At 64.3% G+C, this 19,261-nt stretch carries 24 protein-coding genes and 2 tRNA genes; 13 read left to right on the top strand and 13 right to left on the bottom strand.

The genetic code is table 11. The features are described from left to right. Positions 1-110 precede the first annotated feature (110 nt). Positions 111-773, top strand: a complete 663-nt coding sequence (locus tag ACO08C_RS06910; protein ID WP_421788564.1) for a peroxiredoxin — start codon at positions 111-113, stop codon at positions 771-773. A gap of 94 nt (positions 774-867) precedes the next feature. Here the strand turns inward: ACO08C_RS06910 and ACO08C_RS06905 are convergent. Together ACO08C_RS06905 and ACO08C_RS06900 are read right to left on the bottom strand one after the other, a co-directional pair. Next, a tRNA-Gly gene (locus tag ACO08C_RS06905) sits at positions 868-942 on the bottom strand. Between the two features lie 82 nt (positions 943-1,024). Then, positions 1,025-1,591 (bottom strand): DsbA family protein, encoded by a 567-nt coding sequence (locus ACO08C_RS06900; protein ID WP_421788562.1) that lies wholly within the window; start codon positions 1,589-1,591, stop codon positions 1,025-1,027. 61 nt (positions 1,592-1,652) lie between these two features. Here ACO08C_RS06900 and ACO08C_RS06895 point away from each other — a divergent pair, with 61 nt between their 5' ends. The 7 genes from ACO08C_RS06895 (at position 1,653) to ACO08C_RS06865 (ending at position 5,129) form a co-directional block, all read left to right on the top strand. Continuing rightward, complete coding sequence (locus ACO08C_RS06895; protein ID WP_421788560.1) at positions 1,653-2,162, top strand: prolyl-tRNA synthetase associated domain-containing protein; 510 nt, start codon at positions 1,653-1,655, stop codon at positions 2,160-2,162. Positions 2,163-2,219: 57 nt separating this feature from the next. After that, positions 2,220-3,152: a thioredoxin gene (gene trxA, locus ACO08C_RS06890; RefSeq protein WP_421788559.1), complete on the top strand. Its 933-nt coding sequence runs from the start codon at positions 2,220-2,222 to the stop codon at positions 3,150-3,152. 43 nt (positions 3,153-3,195) lie between these two features. Continuing rightward, complete coding sequence (locus ACO08C_RS06885; protein WP_421788558.1) at positions 3,196-3,825, top strand: LON peptidase substrate-binding domain-containing protein; 630 nt, start codon at positions 3,196-3,198, stop codon at positions 3,823-3,825. An 83-nt stretch (positions 3,826-3,908) separates the two neighbouring features. Continuing rightward, a complete protein-coding gene (locus tag ACO08C_RS06880) occupies positions 3,909-4,358 on the top strand; it encodes a hypothetical protein (protein WP_421788556.1) in 450 nt (149 codons plus the stop codon). Then, positions 4,358-4,591: a helix-turn-helix domain-containing protein gene (locus ACO08C_RS06875; protein ID WP_421788554.1), complete on the top strand. Its 234-nt coding sequence runs from the start codon at positions 4,358-4,360 to the stop codon at positions 4,589-4,591. Before ACO08C_RS06880 ends, ACO08C_RS06875 begins: the two co-directional genes overlap by 1 nt. Positions 4,592-4,623: 32 nt before the next feature. Further along, the gene (locus ACO08C_RS06870; protein ID WP_421788552.1) at positions 4,624-4,836 is read left to right on the top strand and encodes a Trm112 family protein; all 213 of its coding nucleotides are present in this window, start codon (positions 4,624-4,626) and stop codon (positions 4,834-4,836) included. Continuing rightward, positions 4,833-5,129 carry a gamma-butyrobetaine hydroxylase-like domain-containing protein gene (locus ACO08C_RS06865; RefSeq protein WP_421788550.1) on the top strand — a complete coding sequence of 99 codons (297 nt, stop codon included), beginning with the start codon at positions 4,833-4,835 and terminating at the stop codon, positions 5,127-5,129. The genes ACO08C_RS06870 and ACO08C_RS06865 overlap by 4 nt, the downstream gene beginning before the upstream one ends. A 193-nt stretch (positions 5,130-5,322) precedes the next feature. On the opposite strand, the gene bioB is transcribed toward ACO08C_RS06865, so the two are convergent. After that, positions 5,323-6,321 carry a biotin synthase BioB gene (gene bioB / locus ACO08C_RS06860; RefSeq protein WP_421788548.1) on the bottom strand — a complete coding sequence of 333 codons (999 nt, stop codon included), beginning with the start codon at positions 6,319-6,321 and terminating at the stop codon, positions 5,323-5,325. A gap of 70 nt (positions 6,322-6,391) precedes the next feature. Between bioB and ACO08C_RS06855 the strand changes: the two genes are divergently transcribed. Next, complete coding sequence (locus ACO08C_RS06855; RefSeq protein WP_421788547.1) at positions 6,392-6,712, top strand: teicoplanin resistance protein VanZ; 321 nt, start codon at positions 6,392-6,394, stop codon at positions 6,710-6,712. Next, positions 6,709-7,533 (top strand): heme-dependent oxidative N-demethylase subunit alpha family protein, encoded by an 825-nt coding sequence (locus ACO08C_RS06850; RefSeq protein WP_421788545.1) that lies wholly within the window; start codon positions 6,709-6,711, stop codon positions 7,531-7,533. Before ACO08C_RS06855 ends, ACO08C_RS06850 begins: the two co-directional genes overlap by 4 nt. Positions 7,534-7,579: 46 nt before the next feature. On the opposite strand, the gene ACO08C_RS06845 is transcribed toward ACO08C_RS06850, so the two are convergent. The 8 genes from ACO08C_RS06845 to ACO08C_RS06810 all read right to left on the bottom strand — a co-directional run bounded on the left by ACO08C_RS06845 (position 7,580) and on the right by ACO08C_RS06810 (position 15,420). Further along, complete coding sequence (locus tag ACO08C_RS06845; protein ID WP_421788543.1) at positions 7,580-9,106, bottom strand: alanine/glycine:cation symporter family protein; 1,527 nt, start codon at positions 9,104-9,106, stop codon at positions 7,580-7,582. Positions 9,107-9,211: 105 nt separating this feature from the next. Continuing rightward, on the bottom strand, positions 9,212-9,757 hold the full coding sequence (locus tag ACO08C_RS06840; RefSeq protein WP_421788542.1) for a molybdopterin-dependent oxidoreductase: 546 nt from the start codon (positions 9,755-9,757) through the stop codon (positions 9,212-9,214). Between the two features lie 78 nt (positions 9,758-9,835). Continuing rightward, complete coding sequence (locus ACO08C_RS06835; RefSeq protein WP_421788541.1) at positions 9,836-10,375, bottom strand: DUF4019 domain-containing protein; 540 nt, start codon at positions 10,373-10,375, stop codon at positions 9,836-9,838. A gap of 263 nt (positions 10,376-10,638) precedes the next feature. Beyond that, positions 10,639-10,715, bottom strand: a tRNA-Arg gene (locus ACO08C_RS06830). A 45-nt stretch (positions 10,716-10,760) separates the two neighbouring features. Then, positions 10,761-11,813, bottom strand: a complete 1,053-nt coding sequence (holA, locus tag ACO08C_RS06825) for a DNA polymerase III subunit delta (protein ID WP_421788540.1) — start codon at positions 11,811-11,813, stop codon at positions 10,761-10,763. Then, complete coding sequence (gene lptE / locus ACO08C_RS06820) at positions 11,810-12,301, bottom strand: LPS assembly lipoprotein LptE (protein WP_421788538.1); 492 nt, start codon at positions 12,299-12,301, stop codon at positions 11,810-11,812. The genes holA and lptE overlap by 4 nt, the downstream gene beginning before the upstream one ends. A gap of 2 nt (positions 12,302-12,303) precedes the next feature. Then, positions 12,304-14,898 (bottom strand): leucine--tRNA ligase, encoded by a 2,595-nt coding sequence (leuS, locus tag ACO08C_RS06815; RefSeq protein WP_421788536.1) that lies wholly within the window; start codon positions 14,896-14,898, stop codon positions 12,304-12,306. Positions 14,899-14,940: 42 nt separating this feature from the next. Beyond that, on the bottom strand, positions 14,941-15,420 hold the full coding sequence (locus ACO08C_RS06810) for a DUF3576 domain-containing protein (protein WP_421788534.1): 480 nt from the start codon (positions 15,418-15,420) through the stop codon (positions 14,941-14,943). A 267-nt stretch (positions 15,421-15,687) separates the two neighbouring features. Between ACO08C_RS06810 and ACO08C_RS06805 the strand changes: the two genes are divergently transcribed. Further along, complete coding sequence (locus ACO08C_RS06805; protein WP_421788532.1) at positions 15,688-16,872, top strand: porin; 1,185 nt, start codon at positions 15,688-15,690, stop codon at positions 16,870-16,872. 102 nt (positions 16,873-16,974) lie between these two features. Next, complete coding sequence (locus tag ACO08C_RS06800; RefSeq protein WP_421788530.1) at positions 16,975-17,394, top strand: NtrZ family periplasmic regulatory protein; 420 nt, start codon at positions 16,975-16,977, stop codon at positions 17,392-17,394. Here the strand turns inward: ACO08C_RS06800 and ACO08C_RS06795 are convergent. Then, positions 17,391-18,008 carry a thiamine phosphate synthase gene (locus ACO08C_RS06795; RefSeq protein WP_421788529.1) on the bottom strand — a complete coding sequence of 206 codons (618 nt, stop codon included), beginning with the start codon at positions 18,006-18,008 and terminating at the stop codon, positions 17,391-17,393. The two genes, ACO08C_RS06800 and ACO08C_RS06795, sit on opposite strands and share 4 nt — an antisense overlap. Here ACO08C_RS06795 and ACO08C_RS06790 point away from each other — a divergent pair. Then, positions 18,007-18,690: a YggS family pyridoxal phosphate-dependent enzyme gene (locus ACO08C_RS06790; RefSeq protein WP_421788527.1), complete on the top strand. Its 684-nt coding sequence runs from the start codon at positions 18,007-18,009 to the stop codon at positions 18,688-18,690. The two genes, ACO08C_RS06795 and ACO08C_RS06790, sit on opposite strands and share 2 nt — an antisense overlap. Here ACO08C_RS06790 and ACO08C_RS06785 read toward each other — a convergent pair. Then, positions 18,680-19,186 carry a L,D-transpeptidase family protein gene (locus ACO08C_RS06785; protein WP_421788525.1) on the bottom strand — a complete coding sequence of 169 codons (507 nt, stop codon included), beginning with the start codon at positions 19,184-19,186 and terminating at the stop codon, positions 18,680-18,682. The genes ACO08C_RS06790 and ACO08C_RS06785 overlap by 11 nt on opposite strands. Between the last annotated feature and the right edge of the window lie 75 nt (positions 19,187-19,261).

The raw sequence follows: 19,261 nt of genomic DNA, 5'->3' as shown, positions 1-19,261 counted from the left end.
AAACGCTCTGCGGAACGGACAGGACGTCAAGCGCTGCCCAACCCGCCGCCCTTTTAAACCAGAACGGCGTGCCCATATCGGGCAAAGGAGACCTTGCCGAGGAGACTGCCATGACTTTACGCATCAATGATGTTGCCCCGGATTTCGAAGCCGAGACCACCCATGGGCCGATCCGTTTTCACGACTGGGTTGGCGATGGCTGGGCGGTGCTGTTTTCGCACCCCAAGGATTTCACGCCGGTCTGCACCACCGAGCTGGGATATGTGGCCGGATTGGTCGACGACTTTGCCAAGCGCAACACCAAGGTGATCGGGATTTCCGTCGATACGGTCGATGATCACAATCGCTGGAAATCGGATATTCAGGATGTGACCGGCCACAAGGTGGATTATCCGCTGATCGGGGATCCCGATCTGAAAGTCGCCAAGCTCTACGACATGCTGCCGGCCGATATCGAAGGCGGGGCGCAGGGGCGCACAGCCGCCGACAATGCCACCGTCCGGTCTGTGTTTGTCGTCGGTCCGGATAAGCGCATCAAGCTGTCGCTGACTTATCCGATGACCACAGGCCGGAATTTCGATGAAATCCTGCGCGTCATCGATTCCATGCAGCTGACGGCGGAACACAAGGTCGCCACACCGGCCCAATGGTCGCCGGGCGGGAAAGTCATTGTCGTTCCGGCGGTGTCTGACGAGGATGCGCAGGCGGCGTTTGGTCAGTTCGACCGCGTAAAGCCTTACCTGCGCTACGTGGACCAGCCCGAAAAGGGCTAGCCAGACACCGATGAATGCTGGCCGGTGCGTCTCACAGGCCGTAATCAGAGCCGGAGCCCAGCCTCCGGCTCTTTTCATTTTCAGCGTGGGAGAATGGAGCGGGCGATGAGATTCGAACTCACGACATTCACCTTGGCAAGGTGACGCTCTACCCCTGAGCTACGCCCGCTCATGAATTGGGGTACCGGCTTTACGCCGGGAGGCGGGGTATATCGCCCAATCTCCCGGCCTTGGCAAGCCGCAAGATTCAGCTAACCGGACAACGTCTCCAAATACAGATCAAACCGGTCCTGGCCCCAGTATTTCGACCCGCCGGCGACCAGGAACGGGACGCCGAACACGCCATAATCCGTGACGAAAGCTCGCGCTGCCGCAATGTCGGCATCAAGATCTGCATCGCCCTGCAGCGTATCGGCATCCGGCAGATCGAGATCGACTCCCGCAGCGATCGCTGCCAGCACCTCCGGATCGGCAAGATCGAGCCCCTCGCCCCAGCGCGCATCCGAGGCCGCCAGTGCGAACGCAAACCCCTGCCCCTGCCGGTCGGCCCAGTGAAAGGCGCGCTGGGGCAGATCGCCCCGGATCTCGAACGGGTCGGGAAAGCCGAGCTTCAGGTCCATGCGTGCCGTCATCCGCGGAATGTCCTCGAGATAATAGTCGAGCTTCGGCTTTGACTCGGTCGGATTGAAGAACGGCACCCCGTCCGGCGGTCCGGTAAAGGGGATCATCCGCGGCATCACCCCGGCGCGCGCCAGCTTGTGCAGGCCGAGCCGCGAATACGGGCTGCGGAATGCGAAAAAGCAGACAGGCTCTGTCATGTGGTGTGATCCCCCGAAAACGCGCTTGATCTGCGCCCGTCATGCCGCATAACCCGGAACCATGCCAGCCTCCCGCGAAGATCTGTTCCGATACCTCGATGAATTGGGCATCGCCCATCGAACGCTCGACCATGAGCCGGTCTTCACCGTCGCCGAAGGCGAGGCGATCAAGGCCGGCTTGCCCGGCGGGCACACGAAGAATCTTTTCCTGAAGGACAAGAAGGGCCGGCTGGTCCTGGTGTCGGCGCTGGGCGATACCGCCGTTCGCGTCAACCGCCTGCACCGCTTGGCCGATTGCCAGCGCCTATCCTTCGCCAAGGAGGACGATTTGTGGGAGGCACTGGGCGTGCGGCCCGGCTCGGTCACGGCCTTCGCACTGATCAACGATAACGCGAACCGCGTCAGCTTCGTCCTCGACAAGGCGCTTCTGGAGCACGACCCGGTGAATTTTCACCCCTTGCGCAATGATGCCACGACAGCGCTTTCGCCCGGCGATCTGCTTGTCTTTGCCCGCGCCACCGGCCACGAGCCGCTGATTGTCGACTTTGCCGCGCTCGCGGCAGCCGAGTAATCTTGTCAACCGGGGTCGGGAACGCCAAGTAGGGCAGGAAACAGCAGGAAATACGATATGAGCCAGTTCTTTACGTCCGATCCGAACGCCCAGCCGTCCGCCTCGCAGGCTGACGGTCTCGATCCGGTGAAGGATTCCAGCGATCAGAACTTCATCGCCGATGTGATCGAGCCGTCGAAAGAGGTGCCGGTCATCGTCGATTTCTGGGCGCCCTGGTGCGGCCCCTGCCGCCAGCTCGGCCCGGCGATCGAGAACGCGGTGCGCAAGGCCGCCGGCAAGGTCCGCCTGGTCAAGATCAACATCGACGAGAATCCCGGAATCGCCCAGCAATTGCGGGTACAGTCCATTCCCGCCGTGTTTGCCTTCAAGGACGGCCAGCCGGTCGACGGTTTCATGGGGGCGCTGCCGGAAAGCCAGATCAATGACTTCATCAAGCGCCTGACCGGCGACGGGCCGGACAAGGCCGAGATCGACGCCCTGATCGCGCGCGCCGAGGAGAGCCTGAACAATGGCGATCTTGGCGGAGCGGCGCAGGACTTTTCACTGGCCGCCCAGTCCGATCCCGAAAACCCGGCCCCGATCGCCGGCATGGCCCGTGTCTTCATCGCCGGCGGCGATACCGACAAGGCCCGCGAAGTGCTCGGGCACGTGCCCGAGGACAAGAAGTCCGACCCGTCCGTTCAGGCGGTATTGACCGCACTGAAACTGCAGGACGAGGCGGGCAATGCCGGCGATACGGGAGAACTGGAGCAGAATGTTGCCGCCAATCCCGGCGATTTCGACGCCCGTTTCCAGCTCGCCAATGCGCTGGCCGGCCGCAACGACCTGCAGGGCGCGAGCGATCAGCTCTTCGCCATTCTCGAAGCCGATCAGGATTGGCAGGATGGCAAGGCCAAGGCGCGCCTGCTCGAAATTTTCGAGGCCGCCGGCTTTGCGTCTGACGTCGCCAAGTCGGGCCGCCGCAGGCTCTCGGCGATGCTGTTTGCCTGATGTGCCCTTGGCGGGCGGCGGTCTGCAGCCTAGGTCCTAGGACATGACAACTCTGCCCGATACCCTGCCGCTCTTCCCCCTGGGCGGCGCAATCCTGCTGCCTGGTGAGGTCTTGCCGCTGAACGTGTTCGAGCCGCGCTATCTCAACATGACCGATGATGCGATGGCCGCGCACAAGCTTATCGGCATCGTGCAAACACGCGATGGCGGCACGCCCGACCGCCCCGCGCTTGAAGCCGTCGGCGGGGCAGGCCTTATCACCGAACACGCCGAGACCGAGGACGGGCGGTATCTGATCGCCTTGCAGGGCATTTCGCGTTTCGAGATCCGCCAGGAACTCGATGAGAAAACGCCCTATCGCACGGCCTCTGTCGACTGGTCGGTCTTCGAGGCCGATCGGCGTGCGCCAGAAGCCCTGATCAATTCCGACCGCGAACGCTTTACGGCCCTGCTGCGCGGCTGGTTCGCCAATGAAGGCATCAAGTGCGACTGGTCGACGGTGGAAGCGGCCCCGATCGTTCGGGTTATCGACCAGATGGCGATGGTGGCGCCCTTCGCCGCAAAGGAAAAACAGGCGCTGCTGGAAGCGGGCGATATCCGCCTGCGTTACGATCTCATGACCGCGCTCCTGGAGCGCAAGCTGGCCGAGGGCGCGAGCGGGATCGAAAACTAGCCCAGCTAACGGCTGGTTGACTTTAAATAAAACATAAAATAATTATCGTGCCAGGTTAATTAATTGACCTGAGAGGTTATGCCATGCCTGCTTTTCTGCGGCCGACCGCGGCCCGCCTCATGCGCGCCGTGATTCTTCTGGCGGCGCTGGTCTTGCTGCTGAAACAGTCCGGCTTCTATCCGGCCATGCCGGCCGGTTCGGATTGGCTCGGCCTGATAGCCCCGGCGTTTTATCTGTGGGCCTTCTGGTCAGGGGCAGCCGTCTTTGATGCCGAGGCCAGGAAAGGCGAATTTCAGCCTGCGCTGGTTCGCGCACTCATGCGGATGGGGGCCGGCCTGATGCTGGGGGCATGGATGGCGATGATTGCCGAACCGGCCTTGCGTCACCTGATGCGCAACGGCTTCACCACCATGACCGGGGCCAACCTCGATGTCAGCCTGGCCAATCTGGTCCTCGCCTTTGCCGGGCTGGTTCTGGTACTGATCGCGCGCCGCGGCCAGCGCATTCGCGCAGAACTGGACGGGTTCGTCTGATGCCGGTCGTCATGTCGCTCGACGTCATGCTGGCCCGCCGCAAGGTTCGCGCGCGCGACCTCGCCGAGAAGATCGGCCTGTCGGAAACCCAGCTCAGCCTGCTGCGCAATGGCAAGGTCAAGGGGGTCCGTTTCGACACGCTGGCGAAGCTTTGCCTGGTGCTGGATTGCCGCCCCGGCGATCTGATCGATTATGAACCGGATCCGGCGGATCTGGGTGAAGCAAACCCCTAGCCGTTCGCACACCCCGACACTAGATTGGACGCATGAGCGATACCGATAAATCCCCGTCCAAGGACGTCGATCCGAAACTCCTGGAAGTGCTGGTCTGCCCGGTCAGCCGCGGCCCCCTGCGCTATGACCGGGAAAAAAATGAGCTGGTCTCGAAACAGGCCGGGCTCGCCTATCCGATCCGCGAGGGGGTGCCGATCATGCTGCCGGAAGAGGCGCGGGAATTGAGCGATGCGGAAACCCGATGAGCCGCGCCTGGCCGACCAAGCTCGATTTCTCGACATCGAGAAAAGTGCTGACCGTCACCTTCGATGACGGACAGACCGGCGAGATCCCGTTCGAGACGCTGCGTGTCGAATCGCCGAGCGCGGAAGTGCAGGGTCATTCGCCCGCGCAGAAGAAAATCATCACCGGCAAGGAGAATGTCGGCGTCACGGCGGCGAACCCGGTCGGCCGCTATGCCGTTCAGATCGTCTTCGACGACGGCCACGACACCGGGCTTTTCACCTGGGACTATCTGCGCGAGCTGGCGGGGCTTTAGCCCTAACGGTTTCTCCCCCCGTTCACGGGGGGAGTGTCCCGAAGGGACGAGGGGGGCATGCCCCCTCCACCACTTCGTGGTCCCCCTCCCCCGTAAACGGGGGAGGAAAAATCCTCTAGGCACAAAATCACCGCATGGTGAGGTGCTGGCCGCCTGCCCCCGCGAAGGCGGGGCAGCCTCGAACCACGCTCGATTACTCCGCCGGTGCCGACGGCGCCGCCATCGGCGCCAGCCCCAGATCGCGCATCAGCGCGCCGTCCTGCTTGAGGTCCGGGTTGGGCGTGGTCAGCAATTCCTCGCCCACGAAGATCGAGTTGGCGCCGGCCAGGAAACACAAAGCCTGCAATTCCCGGCTCATGCCTTCGCGCCCGGCCGACAGGCGCACCACCGAGCGCGGCATCATCAGCCGCGCCGCGGCGATGGCGCGCACGAAATCGAAACCGTCCAGCGGCTGCGCATGCCCCAGCGGCGTGCCCTGCACGGCCACAAGATGGTTGATCGGCACGCTCTCCGGATGCGGCGACAGCCGCGCCAGCTCGACCAGCAGGCCGATCCGGTCATCCTCGCCTTCGCCCATGCCGATAATCCCGCCGCAACAGATATGAATTCCCGCCGCGCGCACCTTGCCCAGCGTGTCGAGCCGGTCCTCATAGGTCCGCGTCGTGATCACCGAGCCGTAATATTCACGGCTGGTATCGAGATTGTGGTTGTAATAATCGAGCCCGGCGTCTTTCAGGCGCTCGGCCTGACCGTCTTCCAGCATGCCGAGCGTGACGCAGGTCTCCAGCCCTTCCGCTTTCACGCCTTCGATCATCGCGCACACTGCCTCCACATCGCGGTTTTTCAGCGAGCGCCAGGCGGCGCCCATGCAAAAACGCGTGGCTCCACCGGCTTTCGCCTTGCGCGCCTTGTCGAGCACATCCTCCACCGGCATCAGTTTTGACGCCTTCAGCCCGGTCTCGTGAAACGCCGACTGGCTGCAATAGCCGCAATCTTCGGCACACCCGCCCGTCTTGATCGACAGGAGCTGGGATTTCTGCACTTCGTTGGCCGCATGATGGCGCCGGTGCACGCTCTGCGCGGCGAACAGCAAATCGTTAAAAGGTGCGCGGTAGACCCGGCCCGCCTCTTCCGGCGTCCAGTCAAAGCGCGGCTTTGACAAGGCTTCGATATCAAGGACAGATGCGGTCATGACCCCTCGCTCGTCATCAGCTTTTGCGGACCCTAGGAAGAGCCTTGTCCTGCGGCAAGCCGCCAAGGGCATGTTCTGGCTGGCCTTTGCAGCCATCACCGTGATTGCGCTGCTGCCCGGGCCCGCAGCACCGCCGCGTCTCCTGGGCACGGACAAGATCGAGCACGCCGCCGCTTTTGCCGTTTTAAGCCTTTTGGCAGCCTTCGGATGGCGCGGCCTGCCGCTCTGGTTTATCGCGCTCGGGCTGTTCGCCCACGGCACGCTGATCGAGTTGATTCAGGGCTCACCCGTGCTGCAGCGCACAGCGTCCTTTGCCGATCTGGCGGCCGACGCCGTCGGCATCGCACTCGGGCTCGGCCTGGGGGTCCTGCTGGGGTTGCGCCGCAAGTGAACCGGCCACCCTACACGCCCTTCTACAATGGCCCGCCGCGATTCCAGGTCGGGCTGCAGCGGATCGATCCGGCCACCTGGCTCAAACCGGACCCCGAGGCCCACTGGCTGCCGCTCAAGAATGAGCGGCTCGATGCCGATCCGCAGAACTACTATCGCGCGCGGCCCGAAGCGGCACCGGCCGAAGCGGAAGCATTGTCCCGGATCGAACAGGCGGTCGGCAGATCGCGCAGCGCGCGCGACGAGCCCGCCCTTGTCGCGGCCGGACGCCTGGTCTCGGACGATCTCGTTGTGATGGAGGATGGCGGCGAAGGCTGGACCGCAACCAGCCTGCTTCTGACCCAGCCGACCTTCTTTTCGCTGGAAGACAGTTTCGATCGGGAATTGCACCAGTTGCACACCCCGGTTCCGGGCGGTTCACCGGGACTGGCCGGCAAGATCAGCCGCGTCTTCGACCGCATGCCGGCCGGCGAAGTGTTCGAACGTTTCAACTGGACGGTCCAGCTAGGCGAGGAACGCTGGTGGCCGCATGGCAGCGCCATGCGCGACCGGCTCGATAGTCTGGCGCCGCGGAACGCCATCGACGAGCTTTTCCTGCGCGTCGAACGGCAAACCCTGGTGCGCCTCGAAGCGACAAATGCCGTCCTCTTTTGCATCCGTATCTGTCTCGATCCGCTGCGGGACGCATTGGCCGATCCGGCAGATCGCAATGCGTTTGCCGCCAGCTGGCGGGCGGCGTCGGAGGACGCACTCGCTTACAAGCGCTGGGGGCGTTTCAACCCCCATGTCGAAGCCGCGTTGAAAGCCATGGAAACGGCATAGAAAAAGGCCCCGCCAATGAGCGGGGCCTTGATCGGTTCAGCTATCGCTAACCCTTTGGATGGCTTGGATCCATCGGATCGGACGGATCCGGCTCGCCGGGTGCCGGCGGTTCGGTACCCCAGATATCGCCGGCCCAGTTCGGCGGCAATTCGCCCGTTTTGTCGAAACGCTTCGTGTAAGCCACGACCACGCCCGACAACAAAAGCAAGGCCACCACATTGGGCAACAGCATGGTCGCATTGGCGATGTCGCCGAAGCGCCAGAGGCCGGCCACATTGGTGATCAGCGTGCCGCCGAAAGCGACCCCGACCCAAAGAAAGCGGAACGGGCGCGCGGCCCAGTCGCCGACCACGAAGGTCGCGCACTGTTCGGCATAATAGGACCAGCCGATAATGGTGGTGAACGCAAACAGCGCCTGCGCTGCCAGCACCACCCAGGCCCCGCCGACCATGCCTTGCGAATAGGCCGCCGTAGTAATCGCCGAGGCTTCGAGATCGGCCGATTGCCAGGCATAGGCCACCGTGCCGCCTGCGGACGGGTAGGCGCCCTCGACCACCAGAATGACCAGCGCCGTCATGGTGCAGATGATCATCGTGTCGATGAACACGCCGAGCATGGCGATCTCGCCCTGCTTCACCGGGTTTTTCGTCTGTGCGGCAGCGTGTGCGATCGGCGCCGAGCCCTGGCCTGCCTCGTTCGAGAACAGGCCGCGTGCGACACCGGCGCGGACGGCCGCCAGCACGCCATAACCGGCCAGGCCGCCTCCGGCCTGCTCCCAGCCGAACGCCCCGCCGATGATCAGCATGAACGCATCCGGGATATGTCCGGCATGCGTCACCAATACATAAAGCGCGGCGAGAACATAAGCGCCGGCCATGAAGGGGATGATCTTGCCCGCGACATTGCCGATCGACTTGATGCCGCCAATGATCACGATGAAGACCAGCGCAGCAAGCACCAGACCGACCGCCCAGTTCGGAATGTCGAGGCCGAGCGTCGTGCCGGCTTCGACCGCGGATTGTGTCACCGAGTTCGCCTGGATGGCGCCGCCGGTGGCGACGGCTGACAGGATACAGCCGAGGCAGAACAGGATGGCCAGCCAGGTCCAGCCTTTGCCGAGGCCGTTCTTGATGTAATACATCGGGCCGCCATGGAAGTGGCCGTCCGGATGTTTCTCGCGGAAGCGCACCGCCAGGCTCGATTCTGCATAAGCGGCGGCCATGCCGAACAGGGCCGTCACCCACATCCAGAAGATCGCGCCCGGCCCGCCGAGCGTGATCGCCGTCGCCACACCCGCGAGATTGCCGGTGCCGACCTGACCGGATAGCGCGGTCGAGAGGGCGTTCCAGGGCGAGATTTCGCCTTCACCGCTGCCTTTGCGGCCGCCCCACAACTCGCCGAAGGCCGGGAACAGGCGGCGCAGTGGCCGTCCGCCCAGAAGGAACATGAAGATCAGGCCGGTGCCCAGAAGGGCAATTGTGATTATGCCGACCGGCAGGATCCGGGTGTCGCCCCAATTCCCGCCCCAAAGAAAGTCGCTGACCGTTGTGGCCGCGTCAAAAAAGGCGTCCATACCTCTCCCCAAGGTCTACTCGGCGCCGACCTTAGAAAGCTCTTTGGCGCTTGAAAACGCTTTTCTGGCAGGAAATGACAGTGTTGTGACCGGCGGGCCGCGCGGCTAGCGAACCTCGATCGAGAACACGCCCCAGACCCAGTCTGCATCGTCCATGTCGGCCAGATCGTCATCCTCTTCGCGCGGCCAGACGATCATCGTCGGCCCGAACCCGCCAATGTTCAGCGCATCGCCCTCCATGCGGATAGCGAGGATCACATCGTGTTCGAGAATGCGGTCGATCCCGATGTCGCGCTGATAGCCGTCGAGCGCCGTAACGGTGAGCGTCGAGCCTTGCGGATCGGCGATTTCCAGCACGTCGCGCAAAAGCGGGCCGGAGAACTGCCGCGTCTCGCCGCCTTGCGGATAGGCGACGCGGATCGTGTGCTGATCCATGTCCGCCAGGCTGGCGAACGGCATCACGCAGGCGCTGTCGAAATCGATCCCGTAGGCACGGAAGAGCGGTTCGGTCGCGGCATCGACGCCGCCGCGGTCGACCGTTCCGATCGCGCCGTGAATGGTCACCAGATCGCCGCCCTCGGCGAAGTCTGGATCGCCGGAACAGGCCGCCAGGCCGATCGCTGCTGCACAGATTGCCAATATCCGGATCATGTCGAGAGCCCCCGCTACTTTCGCGGGAACCTTAGCTGAGTTTGTGCGACGGGTGAACGGGAAAGCGAACGCCGCCCCCTATTGCGAAAAGCTGTGCCGGTAGCGGCTCTCATCGGTGCGGGTCATGATCACCGAGGTTTCGCCCAGGGGGCGGTTGAGGATATTGCCGCCGCCGAAGCGCCAGCCCCCGCCGCTGTCCGCCATGGCAACATATTCGGTCAGCTCACCCTCGACGCCGGAATAGCTCGTCCGGAACATCAGGAAGACATAACGCACGCCGCGCCGGTAACAGTGACCGCGCTCGGTGCAGGGCAGAGTTTCCGCCTCGATCGGGCCGGCCTGCAAGACCTCAAGGGAGGTCAGCTCACCGGTATGGCGCCGCGACGCCTGCATGAAATCCGTCCAGCGCTGGCGCGGCCACCAGGTCCGGATGCGCCGGTCGGTCAGCTGCCACTGCTGGTGATAGTCCTCGGACTGATAGGCGTTGAGCCAGTCCAGAAAGACGTCATACGCCTCGCGCACCTCGGCGTCGGTGGCCATCTCGTCCTGGCCGGCATCGGCGTGCGGTGAAAACAGCAAGAATGACCAAAAAATCAGGGCAGATAGAAATTTTCTCATACGGACAGAGAACAATCCGCATGCATCGGTTTCAAATCACGCTTTGGTGAGGGCGAAACGGGCTGCGGGAGCGGCGCAACGGAAACGGCTCGAGAAATCGAGATCCTCCGGTCAAGCCGGAGGAAGACGGGGATTGTGCAGAATACGCTGACACCCCGAACCCGGCGGGGGTCGGCAAGCGCGACCGCGCGCCCGCAGCGTGTCCAGCTTGTCTGGACTAAGCGAGGACCGACCGAGCGGAGGCGAGGGAGGAAAGGAAAAAATGGCGCACCCGACAGGATTCGAACCTGTGACCTCTGCCTTCGGAGGGCAGCGCTCTATCCAGCTGAGCTACGGGTGCGTTGGCCGCGTTGTCTAACCGAGCGGGCGCGGGCGCGCAATGCCCCTAACGCCGTGCCGACATGGCTTGTGCGCGCAGCGCCAGCTTGAGCAGAAGATCGCCGGCGATCTGCTCGGCGGGCGAGCCGCTGCGCTTCATCTGGCGCTCGGCATCGAAGGCAGCCTGCCGCGCCTGGTCGAGCGCCCGTGCCGCCCAGATCGAAGCTTGCCGCTCCACCTCCGGCCGGCCCGGCGGATAGCGCGGCGCGCCCAGCCGCAAAGCGGCGTCATAGCCATTAACCTGAATCTCGAGGAGCTGGTCGATCCGGCGCTGGATCGCGCGCACCAAGCCGACACCACTCGCCCCGCCGGCCCGCGCCCGGCTCCAGCCGGCATCGGCCGGTTTCACCGAGCCGGACATGGCGCTATCGACGATGCGGTCCATCGCGCTGCCGCCGCCTGCCGCGCCGCAGGCTTCGACATCGTCCAGCGTCACCGTGTCATTGCCATCTGCGCGAAGACCTTTCGGGCCCTTGTAGAGGATCAGCTTGTCGATCTCCGAGCGCGCAATGCCGCGATCGCCCTCGATCAGCGGGATCAGCCGCGCGCGCGCATCGGCGGCCAGCGTCAGCCCTTCTGCAGCGAGCGCATCGTCGGCGAATTCGGCCAGTCCTCGCCCGGTCTCGACATAACAGGGCACGGCGAGCGCCTGCTGGGCCGGTTCGAAGGTCTTGCGCAGCTTGCCGGCGGGTTTGAGATCGCCCGCTTCGACCACCATCCAGGCCTCGGCCGCGGCTTTCCCGGCCTCATAATCCTTGAGAAAGGCGGCCACCGGGGCGCCCCCGGCTTCGCTCGACAGCTGCACCCGCACAAGGCGCTCCCCGCCCATCAGCGACAGCGCCGCCATGGCATCGGCCAGCGCCGCCGGATCGGCCTTGATATCTTCATCGGTGAGGCGGGTAACGGCAAACGGATCGTCGGGATCGGCCAGCAGCTCGTTGACGAGTGCATTGGCGCGTTCCCGCACCAGGCCGCGATCCGGCCCGTAGATCAGCCAGGCGCGCAGCGAGGAATCGGGTTGCGCAATGCGCCCGGCGGCGTCGCGCGCGCTCGCCTTCACCGGCTGTCGCGGTGGACAAACCGGGCGATGCGCAGCGCCATGCGGTCCGCCGCCTCCTGCGTCACCCGCTCTTCGGCATCCCGCCGCGCCGTGATCGCGGCATAGGGCTCAGCCGGAATGTCAAACGAAGCCTCGGTACGGACCGCATCGGTCAGCACCGGCGTGCCGGTTCGAGTGTCGACCAGAGAGAAATCAACGGTCAGCACCAGCGCCGCGCGGCTGGCGATATCGTCGGCGCCCACGCCAAGCCCGGACCGCGCCAGATCGGTCACCGCGACCAGCCGGTAGCCATTGCCGGACGGCGTGCCGAACCGGTCGTTCAGAGCTTCACTCAAGAGCTGGTCGATCCGGTCCTGGCCCTCGACCGCCACATCGATATTGCGGACGGTCGAGACCTGGCGGGCATCGCCATAGAGCGGCTGGAAGGCGCAGGCGGAAAGGCCAATCGTGCCCAGAGCCAGAACAAGTACGGTCAGCGTGCGTTTCATCTTCATCCCGCCACGATATTGACGATCCGGTCGGGGACCACGATCACTTTGCGCACATTAAGGCCTTCGAGCGCGCGCGCCACCCCCGGATCGGCCAGCGCTTCGGCTTCGGTGTCGGATTTGTCCGCGCCTTTCGGAACGACGATCTCGCCGCGCCTTTTGCCATTGACCTGGACCGCGATCGTCACAGTGTTTTCGACCAGCAGCGACGCATCGGCATCCGGCCACGGCGTGGTGGCGATCAGGCCTTCCCCGCCAAGACGGGTCCAGCATTCTTCGGCAAGGTGCGGCATGAAGGGTGAAATCAGCCGGGTGAGAACGCCCAGCGCTTCGGCTTCAGCGGCTGCATCGGCCTCGCTCGCCGCCATGAACTTGCGCAGTGCATTGACGAAGTCATGGATCTTGGCGACCGCTGCGTTGAAGCGGAAACCCTCAATCGCCTCGGTGACATCGCGGATCGCGCGATGCGCTGTGCGGCGCAGTTCCAGCGCTTCGCCACTGGCATTGTTGGCAACGGTCTCCGGGCCGTAATCGCCGCCCGCGCGCTCGTCGACAATCGCCCACAGCCGCTGGATGAAACGCCAGACACCGTCGACACCGCCATCGGTATATTCGACATCGCGCTCCGGCGGGCTGTCGGACAAGACGAACCAGCGGGCCGCATCGGCGCCATAAGTGTCGATGAAATCGTCGAGATCGACGACGTTCTTCTTCGACTTCGACATTTTCTCGATGCCGCCCACCGTGACCGGCTCGCCGTTCGCGACCTCGACCACGCCGCCATCGCGCGGTTCGACCTCGGTCGGCAACAGCCAGCGCCCGTCGGCGGACTTGTAGGTTTCGTGTGTCACCATGCCCTGCGTGAACAGGCCGGCAAACGGTTCGCCGGACGGCAGATCGATCAGCCCGCATTCGTGCAGTGCCCGCGTCACGAAGCGCGCATAGAGAAGGTGCAGGATCGCGTGCTCGATACCGCCGACATACTGGTCGACCGGCATCCAGCGTCGGGCTTCCTCGGCGTCGAACGGTCTGTCCTCCGGCCAGGGCGAGGCAAAGCGCAGGAAATACCAGGACGAGCACACGAACGTGTCCAGCGTATCGGTTTCGCGCTGCGCCGGCCCGCCGCATTTCGGGCAATCGACCGAACGCCAGGCCTCATGCCGGTCGAGCGGATTGCCCGGCTTGTCGAAGGTCACATCGCTTGGCAATTCCACCGGCAGATCGGCTTCCGGCACCGGCACGACACCGCATTTATCACAATGCACGACCGGAATCGGACAACCCCAATAGCGTTGCCGCGACACCAGCCAGTCACGCAGCCGGTAAGTCGTCGCGCCCTCGCCGAGACCCGCCTTTTCCAGCTCCGCAATGACCCGTTCGATCGCTTCGTCAGTGGGCAGACCGTCGAGGAAGCGCGAATTGTAGATCGTGCCCGGCCCCGTATAGGCCTCGTCCCCGATCGCATGCGTGTCCGGATCGGCCTCCGGCGGCAAGACGACCGGCGTCACGTCGAGATCGTATTTGCGCGCAAACTCCAGATCGCGCTGATCGCCGGCGGGCGAGCCGAACACGGCGCCCGTCCCGTAGGTCGAGAGCACGAAATTCGCCGACCAGACCGGGATTTCCCAGCTTTCATCGAACGGGTGGCGCACCTTCACGCCAAGATCGATGCCGGATTTCGGCGCTTTCTCGATTTCTTCCTGGCTGGTGCCGGACGCCGCGCACTCCTTGGCGAAGCGCTGGATGTCGGTGGACTGCGCTGCCAGCGTCTTGGTGATCGCATGATCGGCGGCCAGCGCCAGGAAGCTGGCGCCGAAGATCGTGTCCGGCCGCGTCGTGAAGACGGTGATGCCGTCCAGGCCGAAACGGTCCGCATCCCTGGGATCGGCAAACGGGAAGGTGATGTGTGCGCCGCGCGACCGGCCGATCCAGTTCGCCTGCATCAGGCGCACCTTCTCAGGCCAGCGGTCGAGCGTTTCCAGCCCATCGAGCAGGCTGTCGGCATAATCGGTGATTTTGAAGAAATACTGGTCCAGCTCGCGCAATTCGACCGGCGCACCGGAGCGCCAGCCCTTGCCGTCAATCACCTGCTCATTGGCCAGCACGGTATGATCTACCGGATCCCAATTGACCTTGGCCTTGCGCCGCTCGACCAAGCCTTTCTCGAAGAATTTCAGGAAGATCGCCTGCTGATGCCGATAATAATCCGGTTCGCAAGTGGCGATCTCGCGCTCCCAGTCCAGCGCCAAGCCCAGCCGTTTCAGCTGACCGCGCATCACCTCGATATTCTTCAGCGTCCAGTCGCGCGGATGGACCTGGCGTTCGCGCGCAGCATTTTCTGCCGGCAGGCCGAACGCGTCCCACCCCATCGGGTGCAGCACGTCGAAGCCGCGCGCCCGCTTGTAGCGCGCCACGACATCGCCCATCGCATAATTCCGGGAATGCCCGACATGGATTTTCCCTGACGGGTAGGGAAACATTTCGAGGACATAATATTTCGGCCGGTCAGACGCTTCGCGCGCCGCGCGATCCACGCCGTCTCCGGCCCAGCGGCTTTGCCATTTCGGCTCGGCTTCCCTGGGATTGTATCGGCTCATTTTGAAAGGTCCTGATCCCGCGTATCGCCGCGGGCCGAAGCGTTAGTCGTCGAGGGTCGAGATCCGCAACTGACGCGCCCGCGTCAGAATCGCATTCTCGATATCCAGAGCAGTCTGGCCAGACACCGAAGCGTCGATCCATTCGCCGTCTTCCGCGCGTTCCTGGCGGAACACACGCACGGACAGCGCATCGCCGCGAAGTCGGGTGTCGAGAATATAGACCGTGACCTGGAAGCGCTCGGACGGCAGTTCCGGATTGGCATACCAGTCCGTCACGATGACCCCGCCGAACGGATCGACTTCGCGCAGCGGCATGAAGCTGATCGTATCCAGGCTGGCCCGCCACAGGAAGCTGTTGACGCCTATGCCGGCCGGCCGCTCATCAGCCGCACGGCTGGGCAGGCTCGGAAGGCGCAGTCCGCCTCTCTCATCGCTGTCGGCACCGCGTGACGAGGAACAGGCCGCGAGCGCGATTGCGGAGAGCGCCAGAACCGGCAAGGCAAGTGAGCGGCTAAGCTTCATCGATCAGTCTCCAAGAGAGAAGGTGAGCCCATCCGGCAGGCAGCCGGAGAGCTGTGCGATCTATAACATGCGAAACGCGCATGGCCAGCCACAAGCGACACCTGTTTCAGGCGCCCGCGCTGTTCCTGCGGCGTGGCATTCAGGACACAACCGCCTTTTTCTTGCCATATTTTCCGCAGCGTTCGCTTGACGTTGGGGGGCGGCACGGTGTGGATTGAGGTCTCGTCCGGGGGGACGGGGCCGTCCGGCGGGGCCGCGAGAGGCACGATGACACGGAATTGCGGCGCGATCATATTCTCCGCGCTATCCGTCGCCCTCGCGGCCGCGCCGGCGCATTCTTTCCAAACCGAAGCTTCTGAACCGGGACCGTTCTCGACGGTCGAATTCCGCTTTGCCGCGGATGCGGCGCTGGTGTTTGCGGCGGCGGATTATGGCGGCAGCACGCTGGCCGACCTCGATCTGCGGTTTGAATGGGAAGGTATTTCCGACAATGGCTGGCGCTGGGGCGCCGAGCTCGGCCTGCAGGCCCAGAAGGACAGCCCGCGCGAGGGTTTCGCCGATCGCGCGGCACCGGCAGCCGGTGCGCGCCGGTCCCTGGCAACCGGGCGTTACACAGGCGGGGTCCGTGAAACCCGTGACAGCGCCTTTGCGGCGAGCCGGGCCAATCTTTTCTTGCGAACCGGTTGGGGCGAGCTTCGCGCAGGGCTGACGCCCGGCGCGGCGGCGGTTGAAACCGTCCCGATGCCGACCGGTTCAGCCTATGTCCGGCTCGATGGCGGACCGCTCGCCCCGCCCTATGGCGCGGCGATCCGGACGGCAAACCTGGCGTCGGCACTGGGTCCGTCGCTGGTCTACACGACCCCGCGCATTGTCGGCCTCAGTGCTTCGGCCTCGTTCACGCCGGAGACAAGCTATTGCGGGATCGATGTCTGCGGAGATCCGGGTAATGCCGGCGGCTTGCCGTCCGCCCGCTTGGACTCGGTGTTCGAGGCGGCCCTGTCGTTCGATCACACATTCAATACGGCCGGCAGGGTCCGGTTGGGCGCCAATATTGCCCGCGCGGAACCGGTGTCTCCGCTCTTTCCGGACAATTATGTGGCCTACGGCCTTCAGGCCCGCTGGTCACGCGAAGGCTGGCACGCCGGCGTGTCCGCGCTGTGGGCCGATAACGCCGTATCCGATGGCGAATACGCGGCCGTGATGACCGCATTGCGGTATGATTTCGGAGATTGGAGTGTGGGAGCGGAATGGGCGCAGGCCGAGGATGATTATCTTGGCGAGGCACAATCCGCCGCCCAGTTCACGATTTCGCGGTTGATCGGCAACGAATTCAGTGTGGCATTTGGATTACACGACATCGACACCGATTTGCCGCCAAGCCCCGCCTTACCCATTGAATTAAATAGCAGAAAAGGATTTGGCGCCTTCTTCGAGGTCGCTTTCAGTCGCTAGCCGGTTGAAAAATTCGCCTTAATTCGCCGTAAGACACTGCTTCGGCTCTTCGCGTTTTGTAAGCAATTGCCTATATTATGAGGCTGTTGAGGGGTGATTGTCATGCGCATTGCGTGCAACTCGAAATGGATCGCGGGTGCGGTCGTGGCGGTTCTGGCCGCTGCGCCAGGTGCTTTCGCGGCTCAGGACGTGGTCAGCGCATCCAGCGATGACGATGCCCAGCAATGGTATGAGACCTACACGTTGAGCTCGGATATCGCGCCGGGTGTCAATCTCGATTTTCCTGACAGCGAAGTGGAATTCGATTCCGGCGATGGCTGGGGCTTTACGCTCGGCTTCGACCGCAGCGACGATCAGCGCCGCGAGTTCGACTCGATCGAGACCGGCGTTTATGTCGATCTCAACAGCCGCTTCCGCTTTGGCGGTTCGATCCGCTTCTCCAACCCGGACAATCTCGTCTCCGGGCCGGAGCTTCAGGAACGCGCGCCGGAAGTGAAGTTCGAGACCGGTTGGCGCTTCTAGCGTTTCAGGCCGTCAATCGCGGCCAATCCCGAAAATCCCGATGTTTGCAGCCGAAGGGCTGAGTCCGCCGTGATGCCGCCCAGCGCATAGACCGGCAGGCCGCTGGTGCGAACCAGTGCGGCCGCGCGCAAACGGCCAAGCGCCGCCCTGCTGCCGGCACTTCGCGTTCCGAACACCGGTGACAGGAGCGCCGCATCCGCGCCCAGCACGGCGGCGCGCGCAAGCTCGGCCCGATTGTGCGCCGACAGGGTGAAGACGCGCGCCCGGTGGGTACGCGACCAGCGCCGTGCCGGTCGGAATAGCCGCGCCGGCCAGTGCACCCCGTCCGCATCGCAGGCGTCGGCAAGGTCCGGATCGGCGGCGATCAGGAGGACCAGGTTCTTGTCGCGGGCAATGGCAGCCAGATCGCTGGCCTCGCGGAACCGCTCATCGCGCCCGAAATGCCGGTAGATCAGCGCGCACTCCTCCGGCAGGCCGCGCGCAAAGGCCGCCGCGTCCGGTGTGCGGACCGGATCGGTCAGCGCGATCAGCGGTGGCAGGACGCCGGGCACGCCGGGCCATCTGGCTGCCAGCCTTGCCAGCCGCGTGGCATCGTCATAGGTGCGAAGCGTCATGAGCCCTGATCTAGACGCATTCGCCCGCCGCCGCGATGACATTCTCGGCCGGATTGCCGCCGCGGCCCGCGCCGCCGATCGCGATCCGGGCGAGGTCGCGCTGGTCGGCGTCTCCAAGAAGCAGCCGGAGGAGCGGATCGACGCCGCCCTTGCGGCGGGTCATCGCATCTTCGGCGAGAACCGCGTTCAGGAAGCCGAGAGCCGCTGGCAGCATCGCCGGACCCAATTTCCTGACCTTGAACTGCGGCTCGTCGGGCCCTTGCAGAGCAACAAGACCGAACAGGCCGTCGCACTGTTCGATGTCATCGAAACGCTCGACCGGGAAAAACTGGCGCGTGAGATCCGCAAGACCATGGACAGGACCGGCCGCTCGCCGCGTCTCTATGTCCAGGTCAATACCGGCGAGGAAGAACAGAAGTCCGGCCTTCCCCCCGCCGAAGTCGGCGCGTTTCTAACCCGTGTCCGGGACGCCTACGCTCTCAACGTCGAAGGCCTGATGTGCATCCCGCCGGTCGAGGAGCCTGCAGGGCCGCATTTCGCATTGCTGGCTGATCTGGCGGCAGCAAACGGCTTGTCAAAGCTCTCCATGGGGATGAGCGCCGATTATGAAACCGCGGTGAAGTTCGGCGCCACCAGTGTCCGCGTCGGCTCGGCCCTGCTCGGCGAACGGCCTAGCGCCTGATCTCCAGCGCATCGCCGGGCTGCGCCATTTTCAGAACCGCTTCCAGATCCGCCCGCCTCAGCGCCACGCAGCCCAGCGTCGGCGGATAGTCCGGCTTGGCGCAATGCAGGAAAATGGCGGAGCCGGCGCCAGCCACCGGCGGATGGTCATTATGGTCGAGGATCACGACGATGTCGTAGAGTTCGTCATGCCGCCACATCTGCTCGCACGACGCCGGATAGGGCAGGCGGACCGGGCGGTTGTAGGCCGGATCATCCGGCGCATCGCACCAGCCATCGTCCTCGCGCAACGCCCGCATCGGCAGCCCGGTCTCCGGTGGAGCGCCGCGATCGGGCCGATACAGTGCCCGGCGCAAGCGGTAGCGTCCCAGCGGCGTCGCGCTATCGCCTTCGCGCTTCCGGGCTTCCGTCACAACGCCGCCCTTGCCGAGGGCCGCCCTGTATTCGGAATCCGGCGTGATGAAGCGTCCGTCGGACGTCACAATGAAATCGGTCATGCCGGGATTTGCACCCGGCCCGCGTGGAAGATCAAGCGGTCGGCGCGGGACGCCAGACTTCAGGCCAAGCCCGGC

Source organism: Hyphobacterium sp. (genome assembly GCF_965229905.1).
Lineage (GTDB): Bacteria > Pseudomonadota > Alphaproteobacteria > Caulobacterales > Maricaulaceae > Hyphobacterium.
Note: the sequence above shows the minus strand (reverse complement) of the source record. Positions and strands in the feature narration are given on the sequence as shown.

Excerpts from the sequence above, each read along its gene's own strand:
- ACO08C_RS06910 (WP_421788564.1), top strand. The coding sequence starts at position 111 with ATGACTTTACGCATCAATGATGTTGCCCCGGATTTCGAAGCCGAGACC.
- ACO08C_RS06900 (WP_421788562.1), bottom strand. The coding sequence starts at position 1,591 with ATGACAGAGCCTGTCTGCTTTTTCGCATTCCGCAGCCCGTATTCGCGG.
- ACO08C_RS06895 (WP_421788560.1), top strand. The coding sequence starts at position 1,653 with ATGCCAGCCTCCCGCGAAGATCTGTTCCGATACCTCGATGAATTGGGC.
- trxA (WP_421788559.1), top strand. The coding sequence starts at position 2,220 with ATGAGCCAGTTCTTTACGTCCGATCCGAACGCCCAGCCGTCCGCCTCG.
- ACO08C_RS06885 (WP_421788558.1), top strand. The coding sequence starts at position 3,196 with ATGACAACTCTGCCCGATACCCTGCCGCTCTTCCCCCTGGGCGGCGCA.
- ACO08C_RS06880 (WP_421788556.1), top strand. The coding sequence starts at position 3,909 with ATGCCTGCTTTTCTGCGGCCGACCGCGGCCCGCCTCATGCGCGCCGTG.
- ACO08C_RS06875 (WP_421788554.1), top strand. The coding sequence starts at position 4,358 with ATGCCGGTCGTCATGTCGCTCGACGTCATGCTGGCCCGCCGCAAGGTT.
- ACO08C_RS06870 (WP_421788552.1), top strand. The coding sequence starts at position 4,624 with ATGAGCGATACCGATAAATCCCCGTCCAAGGACGTCGATCCGAAACTC.
- ACO08C_RS06865 (WP_421788550.1), top strand. The coding sequence starts at position 4,833 with ATGAGCCGCGCCTGGCCGACCAAGCTCGATTTCTCGACATCGAGAAAA.
- bioB (WP_421788548.1), bottom strand. The coding sequence starts at position 6,321 with ATGACCGCATCTGTCCTTGATATCGAAGCCTTGTCAAAGCCGCGCTTT.
- ACO08C_RS06855 (WP_421788547.1), top strand. The coding sequence starts at position 6,392 with ATGTTCTGGCTGGCCTTTGCAGCCATCACCGTGATTGCGCTGCTGCCC.
- ACO08C_RS06845 (WP_421788543.1), bottom strand. The coding sequence starts at position 9,106 with ATGGACGCCTTTTTTGACGCGGCCACAACGGTCAGCGACTTTCTTTGG.
- ACO08C_RS06840 (WP_421788542.1), bottom strand. The coding sequence starts at position 9,757 with ATGATCCGGATATTGGCAATCTGTGCAGCAGCGATCGGCCTGGCGGCC.
- ACO08C_RS06835 (WP_421788541.1), bottom strand. The coding sequence starts at position 10,375 with ATGAGAAAATTTCTATCTGCCCTGATTTTTTGGTCATTCTTGCTGTTT.
- lptE (WP_421788538.1), bottom strand. The coding sequence starts at position 12,301 with ATGAAACGCACGCTGACCGTACTTGTTCTGGCTCTGGGCACGATTGGC.
- leuS (WP_421788536.1), bottom strand. The coding sequence starts at position 14,898 with ATGAGCCGATACAATCCCAGGGAAGCCGAGCCGAAATGGCAAAGCCGC.
- ACO08C_RS06810 (WP_421788534.1), bottom strand. The coding sequence starts at position 15,420 with ATGAAGCTTAGCCGCTCACTTGCCTTGCCGGTTCTGGCGCTCTCCGCA.
- ACO08C_RS06805 (WP_421788532.1), top strand. The coding sequence starts at position 15,688 with ATGACACGGAATTGCGGCGCGATCATATTCTCCGCGCTATCCGTCGCC.
- ACO08C_RS06800 (WP_421788530.1), top strand. The coding sequence starts at position 16,975 with ATGCGCATTGCGTGCAACTCGAAATGGATCGCGGGTGCGGTCGTGGCG.
- ACO08C_RS06790 (WP_421788527.1), top strand. The coding sequence starts at position 18,007 with ATGAGCCCTGATCTAGACGCATTCGCCCGCCGCCGCGATGACATTCTC.
- ACO08C_RS06795 (WP_421788529.1), bottom strand. The coding sequence starts at position 18,008 with ATGACGCTTCGCACCTATGACGATGCCACGCGGCTGGCAAGGCTGGCA.
- ACO08C_RS06785 (WP_421788525.1), bottom strand. The coding sequence starts at position 19,186 with ATGACCGATTTCATTGTGACGTCCGACGGACGCTTCATCACGCCGGAT.